The sequence below is a fragment of the Levilactobacillus bambusae genome (assembly GCF_003124125.1).
GTDB classification, from domain to species: domain Bacteria; phylum Bacillota; class Bacilli; order Lactobacillales; family Lactobacillaceae; genus Levilactobacillus; species Levilactobacillus bambusae.
Genome location: NZ_QCXQ01000005.1, coordinates 58,641 through 71,836, shown reverse-complemented (window position 1 = coordinate 71,836; position 13,196 = coordinate 58,641). Strand labels below are relative to the sequence as shown.

The 13,196-nt window shown below is 49.6% G+C and carries 14 protein-coding genes and 1 other annotated feature; of the genes, 3 read left to right on the top strand and 11 right to left on the bottom strand.

Annotated elements, in window-relative coordinates; all coding sequences use genetic code 11:
- Nucleotides 1–445 precede the first annotated feature (445 nt).
- The 3 genes from tyrS to DCM90_RS07735 all read right to left on the bottom strand — a co-directional run bounded on the left by tyrS (nt 446) and on the right by DCM90_RS07735 (nt 2,793).
- Nucleotides 446–1,705, bottom strand: coding sequence for a tyrosine--tRNA ligase (tyrS, locus tag DCM90_RS07745; protein WP_109250800.1), 1,260 nt, complete (start codon nt 1,703–1,705; stop codon nt 446–448).
- Between the two features lie 36 nt (nt 1,706–1,741).
- Nucleotides 1,742–1,945: a binding site (T-box leader), on the bottom strand.
- A gap of 47 nt (nt 1,946–1,992) precedes the next feature.
- The gene (locus DCM90_RS07740; protein ID WP_109250799.1) at nt 1,993–2,217 is read right to left on the bottom strand and encodes a hypothetical protein; all 225 of its coding nucleotides are present in this window, start codon (nt 2,215–2,217) and stop codon (nt 1,993–1,995) included.
- Nucleotides 2,218–2,337: 120 nt separating this feature from the next.
- A complete protein-coding gene (locus DCM90_RS07735; protein WP_306419294.1) occupies nt 2,338–2,793 on the bottom strand; it encodes an NUDIX hydrolase in 456 nt (151 codons plus the stop codon).
- A gap of 90 nt (nt 2,794–2,883) precedes the next feature.
- Between DCM90_RS07735 and DCM90_RS07730 the strand changes: the two genes are divergently transcribed.
- Nucleotides 2,884–3,363 carry a nucleoside 2-deoxyribosyltransferase gene (locus DCM90_RS07730; RefSeq protein ID WP_109250797.1) on the top strand — a complete coding sequence of 160 codons (480 nt, stop codon included), beginning with the start codon at nt 2,884–2,886 and terminating at the stop codon, nt 3,361–3,363.
- A gap of 130 nt (nt 3,364–3,493) precedes the next feature.
- On the opposite strand, the gene DCM90_RS07725 is transcribed toward DCM90_RS07730, so the two are convergent.
- Together DCM90_RS07725 and DCM90_RS07720 are read right to left on the bottom strand one after the other, a co-directional pair.
- The gene (locus DCM90_RS07725; protein ID WP_306419293.1) at nt 3,494–4,903 is read right to left on the bottom strand and encodes a DUF2252 domain-containing protein; all 1,410 of its coding nucleotides are present in this window, start codon (nt 4,901–4,903) and stop codon (nt 3,494–3,496) included.
- The gene (locus DCM90_RS07720; protein WP_109250796.1) at nt 4,897–5,403 is read right to left on the bottom strand and encodes an SRPBCC family protein; all 507 of its coding nucleotides are present in this window, start codon (nt 5,401–5,403) and stop codon (nt 4,897–4,899) included. The genes DCM90_RS07725 and DCM90_RS07720 overlap by 7 nt, the downstream gene beginning before the upstream one ends.
- A gap of 181 nt (nt 5,404–5,584) precedes the next feature.
- Between DCM90_RS07720 and DCM90_RS07715 the strand changes: the two genes are divergently transcribed.
- Nucleotides 5,585–6,436 carry a DUF3737 family protein gene (locus tag DCM90_RS07715; protein ID WP_109250795.1) on the top strand — a complete coding sequence of 284 codons (852 nt, stop codon included), beginning with the start codon at nt 5,585–5,587 and terminating at the stop codon, nt 6,434–6,436.
- Nucleotides 6,436–7,617, top strand: a complete 1,182-nt coding sequence (locus tag DCM90_RS07710) for a MalY/PatB family protein (protein ID WP_109250794.1) — start codon at nt 6,436–6,438, stop codon at nt 7,615–7,617. The genes DCM90_RS07715 and DCM90_RS07710 overlap by 1 nt, the downstream gene beginning before the upstream one ends.
- Nucleotides 7,618–7,803: 186 nt before the next feature.
- Here the strand turns inward: DCM90_RS07710 and DCM90_RS07705 are convergent, their stop codons facing one another.
- From DCM90_RS07705 to DCM90_RS07680, 6 genes are all read right to left on the bottom strand, one after another.
- Nucleotides 7,804–8,637 carry an aldo/keto reductase gene (locus DCM90_RS07705; RefSeq protein WP_109250793.1) on the bottom strand — a complete coding sequence of 278 codons (834 nt, stop codon included), beginning with the start codon at nt 8,635–8,637 and terminating at the stop codon, nt 7,804–7,806.
- Nucleotides 8,638–8,715: 78 nt separating this feature from the next.
- Entirely contained in the window at nt 8,716–9,333 is a 618-nt protein-coding gene (gene pyrE / locus DCM90_RS07700) for an orotate phosphoribosyltransferase (protein WP_109250792.1), read from the bottom strand.
- On the bottom strand, nt 9,330–10,040 hold the full coding sequence (pyrF, locus tag DCM90_RS07695; protein ID WP_109250791.1) for an orotidine-5'-phosphate decarboxylase: 711 nt from the start codon (nt 10,038–10,040) through the stop codon (nt 9,330–9,332). Before pyrF ends, pyrE begins: the two co-directional genes overlap by 4 nt.
- Entirely contained in the window at nt 10,033–10,962 is a 930-nt protein-coding gene (locus DCM90_RS07690) for a dihydroorotate dehydrogenase (RefSeq protein WP_109250790.1), read from the bottom strand. Before DCM90_RS07690 ends, pyrF begins: the two co-directional genes overlap by 8 nt.
- Nucleotides 10,949–12,232: a dihydroorotase gene (gene pyrC, locus DCM90_RS07685; RefSeq protein WP_109250789.1), complete on the bottom strand. Its 1,284-nt coding sequence runs from the start codon at nt 12,230–12,232 to the stop codon at nt 10,949–10,951. Before pyrC ends, DCM90_RS07690 begins: the two co-directional genes overlap by 14 nt.
- The gene (locus DCM90_RS07680; RefSeq protein WP_109250803.1) at nt 12,232–13,173 is read right to left on the bottom strand and encodes an aspartate carbamoyltransferase catalytic subunit; all 942 of its coding nucleotides are present in this window, start codon (nt 13,171–13,173) and stop codon (nt 12,232–12,234) included. Before DCM90_RS07680 ends, pyrC begins: the two co-directional genes overlap by 1 nt.
- Nucleotides 13,174–13,196 lie beyond the last annotated feature (23 nt).

Sequence of the window (13,196 nt, the reverse complement as noted above, 5' to 3'; positions counted from 1 at the left end):
GAAACAAGAAGGGGGGGGGAGAAACAATGTTCAGTTTTCAAAGGTCTACTTGTTTAAATTGCCGAAGCAACTTAATTAGTTTAACATGTCTTTCAAATGATGTCAATAACTTTTTTGAATTCGTTTTGAATATTCTTTCAAAACTCTTTCTTGCAATCATTGGCCATCACTTCTTGACAACGATAATAATCATAACCGGTTTGCTAACATTTGTCAACAACAATTTTGATTATTTCGTATTGCATATTTACCCAAAAATCCATCAAAAATGAATAAATTCAAGTAGCGACGCAACGTTTAATATCATAACAGCTCCCTTGCTTAGCGTCAACACTTTTTTTAATTTAATTTCATTTCAATCTGCTAGGACAAAAAAAGGTTAACCCAACCGGAAAAATTTCCGTTAGGGTTAACCTTTTTTACCGTTTTAATTTGGTTGTCCTTCTTAGTGGGTAATCCGAACCAGGAAGTAACGTTTCTTTCCCCGACGGACAATTACAAACTTGCCATCAAAAGCACTTTGAGGATCAATTTCTGCGTCAATGTCCGTAACCTTGTCACCGTTAATCCGGATAGCACCATTCTTAACGTCTTCACGGGCTTGGCGCCGACTAGGTTCAATTTGGGTGTCGTCCACCAAAAATTCCACGATGTTTCGTTGGTCAGCGGTTGTTTCAACGGCCGGCATATCCTTAAAGCCCTGTTCGATTTCACTGGCCGTTAATTCCTTAACGTTGCCAGAAAATAAGGCTTCTGTGATATGTTCAGCTTCCTTAACCGCATCCTCCCCGTGGACAAACTTCGTCACCTCTTCGGCCAGTCGGCGTTGTGCTTCCCGTTTCTGAGGCTGAGTCCGGACCTTTTCTTCGTATTCAGCAATTTCCTTCTGATCGAGGAAGGTAAAGTACTTCATGTATTTAATCACGTCTCGGTCATCCTGATTAATCCAGAATTGGTAGAAGTCGTACGGGCTGGTCTTATCGGCATCTAACCAGACGTTCCCCCCCTCTGATTTGCCAAACTTCGTGCCATCCGCTTTTAATAGTAGGGGAATGGTTAATCCGTAGGCCCGAGCTTCTTGTCCCTCAACTTTATGAATCAGGTCAATCCCGCTTGTAATATTGCCCCACTGATCGGCACCCCCAATTTGAAGTTGAATGTCTTCAGTCTGGTACAGGTGCAGAAAATCAATGGACTGCAAAATTTGGTACGTAAACTCGGTAAAGGAAATGCCGACTTCCAAACGGGAAGAAACAATTTCCTTATTTAGCATTGTGTTAATGTTAAATAGTTTTCCGTAATCCCGTAAGAAATCGAGCAGGGAAAGTTCGGATAGCCAATCGTAGTTATTGACAATTTTAAAGGACCCGTCGCCACCAAAGAACCGTTCCATTTGTTTCGTAATGGCGGCTTCATTTTGGTGAACCTGTTCCATGGATTGCAATACCCGTTCGGATTTCTTTCCGGATGGATCCCCAATCGAGCCCGTTGCCCCACCGATCACAATGTATGGCCGGTGACCTGCTAATTGAAATCGTTTCAGAATCATAAACGGAATCAAATGCCCAATGTGCATGGAGTCCCCCGTTGGATCAATTCCCGCGTATAACCCGACGGACTTTTCGTTCACCAGGTCCTCTAACCCCTCAGCATCCGTTTCCTGATTAATGGCGCCCCGCCATTTCAGTTCATCAATAATTGACATAATTTCCCTCCATAAAAAAAGTCCCTGACTCATTAAGTCAGGGACGAAATAAATTCCGCGTTACCACCCAAGTTAAAGCTTCAATTGAGCTTTCTCTCGACATCGTTAACGAGATGACCCGCTGATTGCTCAGATTCACTCCACAGTGTAATTCATCATTACGCCAGTCCTGGCTTACACCAACCGCCAAGTCTCTACAAGCTGACCGTAATCACTACTCATCTGCTTCATCGCTTTACGGAGCCATCATACCCGATAACGGGAACCATTGTCAACATCTGAATTGTCTAGCGCCGGGAGCGATTAACGGCTTCACGCGCTGGCTGCCGTTGGTCAAAAAAGTCGACCAATGCTTGAGCAATCAAAATAATCAGTACCCCATAGCCCACTACTCGAATGGTCATCCAAAACGGGCCCTTTAAAAAGGAAACCCACATATCCCCGATAAACAACAGAAACCAGAAACCTGCTAACCCTAACTTTGACCAATCATAATAACGTTCATTCTTCATACATTAAGTCCCCCAAACTTAATTCAGTTGAAAACGATTAGATACAGCCGAAATGATTCATATCATGAAGTTAATTATAAAGGCTCCGAAGGTAAAAGTATAACAGATAGCTTAACTGTTTTACCGGGTCTGGCTAGCCGACAGCAGCCATTGAGTTAACGGGGTTAAGGACGCCCCCAACTGGTCCAGCGGCCACCACTTAATCCGATCCACTTCCCCCGCCTGCGCCGTTAGCTGCCCGGTAAAATGAGTTGTTTGATAGAGGGCCGTCACCGAATAGATGACATCCCCGTTCGGGTAAACGTAGCGGCCCCGCTCTCCGCTGTAGATATCGATCAATTCCAAATCAGTCACCGCTAACCCCGTTTCCTCGAGGACCTCCCGCTTTGCGGTGCTCACTAAGTCTTCGCCAAGTTCAGTTGATCCAGCGGGCAGCCCCCACAGCTGATTATCCGTTCGGTGAACCAATAATAAGTCATGGTGGGCATTAAAAATCAGGGTGGCAGCCCCTAGTGAAAGTAAGGGGTCGTGCCCAACCTTTTTTCGAAGATCTAAAATATAACCCAACGTTGTCATCCTCCCTGAATTTAAGTTTGTTCTCACCTATTTTATGCGCTAAAATGATAGGCATGAACCGTTATTATATAAGAAAAGGAGTTTTTTATCATGGCAGATTCCATGCACATTTATTTAGCGGGGCCCTTCTTTGATGAGGCAAACGAACAACGAGACCGGGCGAACCGAGTTGCCGATAAATTGCGGCAAAACCCCAGTGTCACCAGTGTTTTTGTTCCAATGGACAGCGATGAAAACACCAGCGCTGATTTCTCTCAAGCCCTCGACAAACAGCACGAGTGGGGAACCATGACCTATAACTCTGACATTGACGAATTGTCTAAGGCGGACGCCGTCGTTGCCATCCTCGACTTTTACGGTCACGGAATGGACGACGGAACGGCCTTTGAAGTCGGCTACTTCCACGCCCTCTTCCCGAACAAGCCCGTTCTGATTTACCAGGAAGGCGATGAATTAGCTAACCTCATGCTCACAAACGCCGCCCGGTTCTACACAAAAGACATTAACGATCTGGAAACCGTTGACTTCCAAAACATGCCCGTTAAGGAATACGAAGGCGCCCTCTTCTAAGTCGGTTTATCGTTAACAACCGGTTGGCTCAAGCAGCTCAACCGAGACCAACAAAGCGATTCTCAAATCCGAGTCATTAACCCGGACCTGAGAATCGTTTTTATTTTGCAATCAGTCCGAACCCTCCCGATTAATGGTTCGCACCCAATTCGTCAATGACCTGCTTAGGCGCACACTGTTGGACACTCTTTGGCATCGCCTTCAGCCACGTCCGGTAGTCCTGCTGCACCTGTTTGGTATAGGATTTTGACCAGGCCACCATGGCCTCATCAAACTTATTGGAGTGGCCAACGTAGCCACGAATCATTGCTGCCGTTGGACTTTGAGCGTGAGCCGTAGCTAAAATCCACGCACAGACACCCGTATAAGCCTTATATTCATCCCAGGTTAAGTCTTGGAGTTTAACGGATTCCTTCATATCCCGGAACTGCCGAACGTAAAAGCTCTTATTGCCGGCTTTGAAGTAGCCTAAGAACGGATCCCACGCTGACTGCAGGATTTTTTGACAGTCCACAATCCGTTTTCCCTGGGAGTATTCACTGGCCGCCGTCAGTTTTTGGGTCGTTTGCCCGCTCTGCTTCCACGTAGGCAAAGCTTCCTTTAACTGTAGGACCAGGTGCGACCCATCCGTAGCCGTCAGTAAGACGAGGTAGCAGAGGGTTCCAAAGCTGCCAACCCCCACACTGTGCCGTTCAATATCCGTAATGTGGTACTGGGAAAGTAACAGGGCGACGTCAGTCCGAACGGTTTTTCGGTAGTCTTGCAACCCCTGCGTCAGTTGTTGCTGGGTCGTCTCATCAACCCGTACCGACCGGGGTGGGTTTTCCTGAAAGACTAGGTTCCCGTTACGATCGAGCGTTGTGAACTTCCGGACAACTTCCTCAGAGGTCTGTTTAGTCGCCTTATCGACGATGTGGTGTAACAATTGTTTGCCGTCCGCTTTCAACGGTAGCTTATCGACCACGGACCGAACGTCGTTGGCTGGGTAGAACCGGTCTAACGTACTCTGATTCATCATGGCAATCAACCCGGCCCGGTAGTTCGCACATGCGTCCTTGACCGCTTTTAGGACCTTTTTTTCCTTAAACCCATGGACTTGTCCCTCTAGGAGGATGCTTACCAAAAACCGGCGGAGGTCCCCCTCCCACGAGCCCACCGTGGATTCATCAAAGTCATTTAAGTCAAACAGGAGCTGGCGTTCGGGTGACGCGTAAAACCCAAAATTGGCAATGTGGGCATCCCCGCAAATGACCGCTTGGATTTTAGTGGCCGCTTGAGAGTCAAGATCGTTATCCATCAGTTCATCGGTTCCCCGGTAAAAGGCAAAAATATTGGCTGCCATTCGCTGTTCTCTCAGCGGCACTAAGTCGGGCACCAGCAGTTGACTAACGTGTTTCATGTAGGTCAGTGGGTTTCGGTCGACCTTATGATAAGTTGCCAGGTTATCAAACGGAACCGTTTGCCGAAGCTGCTTTCCCTGGGCTTGAAGTGCCGATTGCGTCTGTGAAACTTGAACGTTCATAAAATCATGGTCTAACAAGTTGGTTCCCCCTTTGACTGTTTTGCGTCAGAAATAAGGTTGTCGTAGCGTCGTTCTACCGGACTGAACCGGGCTTCATCAAACAGAAAGCCGCTCTGCTCAATTTGGGCCCGTAACCGTTCAACGGCAATACTCCAGTTGGCAATTTCGTACGCCAAGTGAGTGGTCGTTGCCGGAAACTGCCCTTCGAAGTCAATTTCACCTAATTGACCGTGGGGCTGAAACGAAAACTGGATGGTGCCCCCTTCGTCCCACTGTAAGGTCAGGCTTAGGTGTTCCTGGTCGTAAGCGAGGACGGACCGTTCAACGGTATGCCCGGCTGGATCCTTTAGAAGGTACACACCCTCGGGTCCCGGATACCCAATTGATAGTTCCGGCAGCCAAGTCGCTAACCCCGCCGTTGTCGTCACAAATCCCCACATTCGTTTTGAAAAATCGACCGTCAAGACCCGTTTTTGGTAAATCAACGTTTCATCCTGAAAAGTCAGGCGTTCACTCATTTCTGACACCTCCACTGCGTTATTATGGTCTTAGTATATGGCGGTTAAAACGCAAACACAACGAATCACCCCCACAACCCTAACGAATGTACTAAACGGCTTGCCTTCGAGCTACTGGAAGGGACTACTATAGACTAGGCGTTAAAAGCTAATTAACCAGACTATAAGTGAGGCAACAACATTGAACAAAATTGACCAGCAACAGTTAACGGGCGAACGAGCCCTCTACGGTGCCCAAGACACCCAAATTTCACGCACCATTTTTTCAGACGGCGAATCCCCACTAAAGGAAGCCCGAAACATTGCCATTGATCACACCATCTTCAAATGGAAGTACCCGTTATGGTACGATCAAAACGTCAGTGTCACCGATTCCACGTTTGAAACGGATGCCCACGCAGGAATTTGGTATACCAACCATCTGACCATGACCAACGTGCTGCTAAATACGAGCAAGACCTTTCGCCGCTGTCGGGATTTAACGCTTCAAAACGTGGACATGCCCGACGCTAAAGAAACCCTCTGGAACTGCCAAGACATCCAACTAGACAACGTTTCCGTTACCGGCAACTACTTCGGCATGAACAGTAACAACATTGTAGCCCACCACCTTAGGGTCACTGGTAACTATGCGTTTGACGGCGCAGAAAACGTGGAAATCCATGACTCAACCCTACTGACCAAGGACTGTTTCTGGAATTGCAACCACGTCACGGTGTACAATTCAACTATTATCGGGGAATATCTGGCTTGGAATACCAATGATATTACGTTCATTAACTGCACAATCGAAAGCGAACAGGGGCTTTGCTACATTGATCACTTAACGCTCAGGGATTGCCAGCTATTAAACACCGACCTTGCTTTTGAACGGTGTGCCCATATTGATGCCACGGTTACCACGACCATTGACAGCATTAAGAACCCCGTGAGCGGTCGAATTGAAGCCCCCAAAATCGGGTCGATCATCCTGGATTCCAAACAGATTGACCCGACCCAAACCCAAATCATTCAAACGGGAAGCGAAGACTAATGACAACCTATAATTTTGATGACATGATTGACCGACGCCAGTCCTACTCCGAAAAGTGGGCGGTGAAGGAAACCGAGCTCCCAATGTGGATTGCGGATATGGACTTTAAAACGGCCCCTGCAATCATTGACGCGTTCGAAAAGAAGGCGGCTTCTGGAATTTTCGGTTACGAATTCATTCCTGATGCCTACTACAGTGCGGTTCAACACTGGATGGCCACCCGGCATCAGTACCACGTTGATCGTGACTGGCTGCTGTTCACAACGGGTGTTATTCCCGCCGTTTCATCAATGGTTCGCCGAATGAGTCGAATCGGTGAAAACGTTTTGGTTCAAGCTCCAGTCTATAATATCTTTTATAATTCCATTGTGAATAACGGCCGACACGTTGTCAGCAGTGACCTCGTCTATGATGGTCAACGGTATCACATTGATTGGGACGATTTAGAGGCCAAGATGGCGGACCCAGAAACGACGCTCATGATCGTGTGCAATCCGCATAATCCCATTGGCCATGTCTGGTCCCGAGAAACTCTGGCACATATTGGCGAACTCGCCAACAAGCATCACTTACTGGTGATTTCCGATGAAATTCACGGTGATCTTACCGCCAAGGATGCCCCATACGTTCCGTTTGCCGCCGCATCTGAAACGTGTGCCAACTTGTCGATGACCTGTGTATCGCCCAGCAAGACCTTTAACGTTGCCGCAATGCACGCCGCAACCCTCATTATTCCGAATGAAGGCTTGCGTCAGCGGGTTAACCGCGGAATTAATACCGATGAAATCGCGGAGCCGAACGCCTTGGCCATTGAGGGAACTATCGCTGCCTACACCCAGAGTTCCGAGTGGCTCGATGCTCTTTTGACCTACCTTCACGGGAATAAACGGTTGCTAAACCAATTCATTTCCGAAAACCTTTCTGAATTAACGGTCGTTCCCTCTGACGCCACCTACCTCGTCTGGATCGATTGTTCAAACATCACGAATAACGCTGAGGAGCTCTGCCACTTTCTCCGGGAAGAAACGGGGTTGTACCTGAGTGCCGGCAACATTTACGGCGGCGACGGCTACGACTTCATTCGGATGAACATTGCCTGCCCAAGGGAGCGCCTGACCGATGGCCTCCACCGGTTAGAAGCCGGAATTTCTTCCTATGCGGCTAGAAATAGCCAAATCTAGGACTGAGGCTAGGACATTTACCGTTCGGACCACGATACAAAAGTTCCATTTTCTGAACAACGCACCTAAATAATCTAATCTGGTTACTAATCACCATCACACATCGAACAAAAAGCCGCTCAACCAACCTGATGCATCAGGTTGGTTGAGCGGCTTTTTTATGACTTAAGTTTGGTGACTCAGGCCCTAAAATTCTTCATAAACGGCGGGATCCTGATTGGCAAGCCGACCATCCGGCTTGGTTAAGCCGCTAATGGTGGCCATATCGGTTTCACTAATATCGAAGTAGTTAAAGACATCTAGATTGGCCTTTTGCCGGGTAACGCTTGCCGCCTTGGGAATTGGCAGGGTTCCGAGTTGAATTTCCCAGCGGAGAATGAGCTGGCCCACTCCCACATGGTACTTTTCCGCTAACCGAGCTAGCGTTTCATTTTGCAGCATCACACTGGCCCGTCCTAATGGACTCCAATCCTCCGTGAGGATCCCGTGCGCTGCATGGTAGTCCCGCTGAACCTTCTGGTTAAAGTAGGGGTGTAATTCAATTTGGTTAATGACTGGCATTACTCCCGTCTCCCTCTCCAACCGGTCCAGGTGTTCGGGAAGGAAGTTCGACACCCCAATGGACCGAACCAGACCAAATTTTTGGGCATCAATTAGTGCCTGCCAAGCTTCAACGTACTGGTCCTGTTTCGGATCCGGCCAGTGGATTAAATAGAGGTCATAGTAATCCAGGCCCGCCCGATAGAGTGATTCTTGAATCGTATTGATGGCCTCATCGTACGTATGATGCCGACCGGGCAGTTTGGACGACACTAAAATTTCTGAACGGGGCACGGTTGACCGCCGAATGGCCTCCCCGACCGCCCCTTCATTCTCGTAGTTAAAGGCCGTGTCGATTAACCGGTAACCTTGGTCCAATGCAGAATCAATAACATCGACACCCTCAGCTCCGTTTAGCTGATAGGTACCAAATCCCACCATCGGGACTTTTAAACCGTCGCTTAGTGTGTAGTATTCCATGATAAGTTCCTCCTAATCGGTAAATCACTATTGTTAGTGTAGCACCGATGGCGAAAAATTAAAAACCGCTTCCACTTATTAATTAATGTTGAAGCGCCACTGCTTAATCATGTCACTTTCCGTCTGACTGATCAGTTCCTGATCCCCCGCAACTTTTAACAGGTCCGTCAGCGTGGTTAAGCTCTGAAACGAAACTTGTTCCCGGACAAATTGGTCATCGGCAACCGGTAGTTCGTAACTAAAGATAGAGGCTACAGTTGTCACCGTCGCTTGCGCTACCTTCAACGCCCTTACCACCCCTAAAACGCTCCCGCCCGTCGAAATGAGATCATCAATCACAAAGACATGCGCCGCTTCCGGTAGCCGGCCCTCGATTTGTTTCCCCGTCCCGTGATCCTTTTTCTTTGACCGCACGTAAACCATTGGAAGCTCTAATTCATTAGCGACCCATGCAGCGTGAGGAATCCCTGCGGTCGCCACTCCCGCAATGACATTTGTCTCCGGATACTGCGTCTGGATGAGGTGGATAAATCCCTCGTAAATGAGGTGGCGCGTTTCAACGTCGCTAATGGTTAGCCGATTATCCGTATAAATGGGACTTTTGATCCCGCTTGCCCAGGTAAACGGCTGATTAGGCCGTAAACTAACGGCTTGAATTTGCAATAGCCGCTTGGCTAGTTGTTGTGCAAGAGTCATTTAGCCGCCTCCCACTCTGTTTGAAACCGGTGGTACGCCGCTAATGGATGATCGGCCTGTGTAATGGGCCGGCCGATAACCAGACCGGTGCTGCCCAGTTGTCGTGCCCGCCCTGGGGTGACCACCCGCTTTTGATCATCGTTACTAGCTGCCAGACGAATCCCAGGGGTAATGTACTTTAGTTGAAGATTGCGGGCCTGTAAATCAGGAACTTCCAGTGCTGAGCACACGACACCATCCGCTCCGGCTTGGTCCGCCATTGCCGCTAAGTGAACGACTGATTGAACCAGGTCACCGTCAATTTGCAGGTCCCGGTTCATGGTCGTCTGATCCGTTGACGTCAGCTGGGTAATGACAAGTAGATCGGGAGCCAAAATACCTGCGTGGGCAGCCCCATCTGCTAATCCACGGCTCGCAGCCTCAATCATCGTCTGACCGCCTAGCGCGTGAACCGTCGTGTACTGAATCCCCAGCTGACCGATCACCTTCATCGCCGAGTAAACGGTGTTAGGAATATCATGCAGCTTCAAGTCGAGAAAAACGCCGAATCCACGGTCCTGAAGCGTCCGAATAAAATCGAGACCTGCGGCATAAAACAGTTCCATGCCCACCTTGACCGTAAGGGGAACGTTATTAAAGGGGGCCAAAAAGGCTAGCGCATCCGCTTCCGTTGGAAAATCTAGGGCAATTATCAATGGATTAGTCATGTGGTGCTACCTCCGTTAGGGTTTGATCGATTAAATCTTGTAGGTTATCAATGTGGTATCGTTCAAGCACTGCGGGCAGTGCCTGAATCAAGTCGCTCAAAATCTGTGGGTTGCCGTACCGGGCGGCCCCGACTTGCACGGCATTGGCTCCGGCAATTATGAATTCTAGGACGTCCTCGGCCGTAAAGACCCCTCCGACCCCGATAATGGGCAATCGGCTTATTTCACGGACCTGACGAACCATCCGAATTGCTAGTGGATGAATAGCCCGGCCAGAGAGTCCCCCGGTTCCATTAGATAAGACGGGCCGTCTAGTCATTAAGTCAAATTTGAGTCCCGTTAACGTATTAATGAGGGTAAACCCTGCGGCCCCACCCCGTTCAGCAGCCCGGGCGATCACCGTAATGTCAGTGACGTTGGGGGTTAGCTTTACAAAAACGGGTTTATGGGCCGCAGCGACTACCGCAGAAGTCAAGTGCGTTACGGTTTCCGGATTCGTTCCGAACGAAAGTCCCCCCTGCTTAACGTTCGGACAGGAAATGTTGAGTTCGAGCCACGCTACGTTGGGAGCTGAACTCAGTTGGACAGCTACGGCCACGTACTCCTCAACCGTTTTACCCGCAACACTAGCAACGGCTGGGACTCCCTTTTCGGCCAAGCCCGGCAGCTTCTCATTCATAACCGCTTGAACCCCCGGATTCTTTAATCCCACGGCGTTCAACCAGCCACCCGTTGTTTCAGCCACCACCGGTTTGGCGTTTCCCGTCCACGGTTCTAGCGTCGTTGATTTAGTCACAAAGGCCCCCAGTTCGGATAAATCCATTACCGAACTCAGTTCCTCGCCAAAACCGGCCGTTCCGCTGGCTGGCATAATCGGATTATTTAGGGTTATCCCCGCAATCTGTGTTTTAATACTGCTCACTTTTTTGCCCCCTTAAATAAACCAGTTGACCATTGACGTAGGTCTGATCAATTCGGCCCCTGACTTGATCCCCAATAAACGGGGAATTTTTACCCCGGGACAGAAAATCAGCGGCCTGAATTTGATGTTCCGTTTCTAAGTCCACCACCGTTAAATCAGCAGGAAACCCAACCGCAATCCGGCCAGTATTTAAGTTAAAGGCCTCAGCCGGCGCGGTACTCAACCAGTTCACTAACTCCGGCAGCGTGCACCAGCCTGATTGCACGAGTTGCGTATATAATTCGTTAAACGCCGTTTCTAATCCCGTAATGCCAAAGGCCGCCGTTGCCATTGAGCCGACCTTATCCTGTTTGGTATGGGGCGCATGATCCGTCGCAATCATATCAATGGTACCGTCCCTTAGCCCCTTAAGCAGGGCCAGCCGGTCAGCCGGAGTTCTTAGGGGTGGATTCATCTTTAGTTGGGGATCATCTTCTTGAATAAAGTTTTCGTCTAATAGGAGGTGATGCGGCGTCACTTCAGCGGTGACGTGGACTCCCGCCGCCTTAGCCTGCCGGATGAGTTGAACACTCTTCGCCGTTGAAACGTGACAGACATGGTAATGAACGCCCGAATCACCAGCGAGTACCAAATCCCTAGCTAACTGGGCACTTTCGCTAACCGCTGGAATACCCCTTAACCCTAACTGATCGGCTCGCTGACCGGCATTCATCACCCCGTGGTTAAACAACGAGTCATCTTGAACGTGGGCCACGATCGGCCGTTGAACTTCTGCCGCCGCTTGCATAGCTGCCCACATTTGACCGGCCGTTTGAATTCCGGCCCCATCGTTACTAAACGCAAATGCTCCCGCAGCCTTTAACGCCTTAAAGTCAACGAGCTCCCGTTCACCCCGGCTCTTAGTTAGGGTCGCATACTGCAAAACGTGCACCCGGGTCGCTTTTTGGTTCAGCTGCAGTTGGCTTTGCATCCGGGCGGGACTATCCGGGGCCGGGACAACGTTCGGCATCGCCGCAATGGTCGTATATCCACCGTGGGCAGCTGCTAACGCCCCCGTTTGAACGGTTTCCTTATCCGTTTCCCCCGGCTCCCGGAGGTGAACATGGACGTCGATAAAGCCGGGCAGCACCAGTTTTCCGGTTAAATCAACCTCATGGTCCCCGTGCAGTTGGCGGCCAATTGCTTGGATGGCACCCCGGTTCATCAAAATATCGGCGTAAACGATTTGCTGATGGTGCAGCACCTGTGCGTTTTTTAAGACCACCGTCATTATCTTAGTGCCTCCACATCCGTAGGGTTCATCAGGCCTTGGGCTAACAGCATTTCCGTTAGAATCGCCATCCGCATATACATTCCGTTAGTCATCTGGGGGAAGATCCGGGACTGCGCACATTCGACCAATTCACTCGCCATTTCTACTCCCCGGTTGACTGGCGCCGGATGCATAATAATCGCGTTGGGATTTAGTCGGGCCGCCCGTTCGCAAGTTAGGCCGTAGTCATTATGATAGTTCCCGGCTTCAAACGTGGTTTCCGTCTCCGCAGTTAATCGCTCGTGCTGCACCCGCAGCAGCATCATGACGTCAACTTGGGCCACCAATGCGTCAATTTCAACGTGGGGACCATAAGTTGCAAAATCAGCGGGATACCAAGCGGCAGGGCCGCCAAAAATAACCCGAGCACCTAACCGGGTCAAAAGCATCATGTTGGACCGGGCAACCCGTGAATGGGCTAAATCGCCGACAATCCCAACGGTTAGTCCCTCAAACCGGCCAAACTCTTCGTAAATGGTCATCATGTCAAGCAGCGACTGGGAGGGATGCTGGCCGCTTCCGTCACCGGCATTAGCTAATCCCATGGTCAGTTGAGCGTCCAAAACCGCTTGGTAAAACCCGTTTTCAGGATGTCTGACCACTGCGATGTCCACGCCAATTGCCTGAATCGTTTTTAAGGTGTCAAGTAAGCTCTCCCCCTTCGTTACCGAGCTATGTCCCGCATCAAACGACAGAACCTGCATCCCCAACCGTTTTTCTGCCATTTCAAAGCTGGTATGGGTCCGGGTACTATTTTCAAAAAATAGGTTCATGGCGTACGTGGGCCGTACGGGTGTCAAGCTGGCTCCCGCTTTAAAGGCGTGCGCCAGATGAATTAAGTTCATTACGTCGGCCGCGCTTAAGCTTTCAACACTGACTAAATCATGCTGCATGGTCATTGGAGTTAACATTTAAACCCTTC

Coding starts and splice junctions, on each gene's coding strand:
- pyrE (WP_109250792.1), bottom strand. CDS start 9,333: ATGACTCTTGCACAACAACTAGCCAAGCGGCTATTGCAAATTCAAGCC.
- tyrS (WP_109250800.1), bottom strand. CDS start 1,705: ATGTCAATTATTGATGAACTGAAATGGCGGGGCGCCATTAATCAGGAA.
- DCM90_RS07740 (WP_109250799.1), bottom strand. CDS start 2,217: ATGAAGAATGAACGTTATTATGATTGGTCAAAGTTAGGGTTAGCAGGT.
- DCM90_RS07710 (WP_109250794.1), top strand. CDS start 6,436: ATGACAACCTATAATTTTGATGACATGATTGACCGACGCCAGTCCTAC.
- DCM90_RS07705 (WP_109250793.1), bottom strand. CDS start 8,637: ATGGAATACTACACACTAAGCGACGGTTTAAAAGTCCCGATGGTGGGA.
- DCM90_RS07720 (WP_109250796.1), bottom strand. CDS start 5,403: ATGAGTGAACGCCTGACTTTTCAGGATGAAACGTTGATTTACCAAAAA.
- DCM90_RS07735 (WP_306419294.1), bottom strand. CDS start 2,793: ATGACAACGTTGGGTTATATTTTAGATCTTCGAAAAAAGGTTGGGCAC.
- pyrF (WP_109250791.1), bottom strand. CDS start 10,040: ATGACTAATCCATTGATAATTGCCCTAGATTTTCCAACGGAAGCGGAT.
- pyrC (WP_109250789.1), bottom strand. CDS start 12,232: ATGACGGTGGTCTTAAAAAACGCACAGGTGCTGCACCATCAGCAAATC.
- DCM90_RS07680 (WP_109250803.1), bottom strand. CDS start 13,173: ATGACCATGCAGCATGATTTAGTCAGTGTTGAAAGCTTAAGCGCGGCC.
- DCM90_RS07730 (WP_109250797.1), top strand. CDS start 2,884: ATGGCAGATTCCATGCACATTTATTTAGCGGGGCCCTTCTTTGATGAG.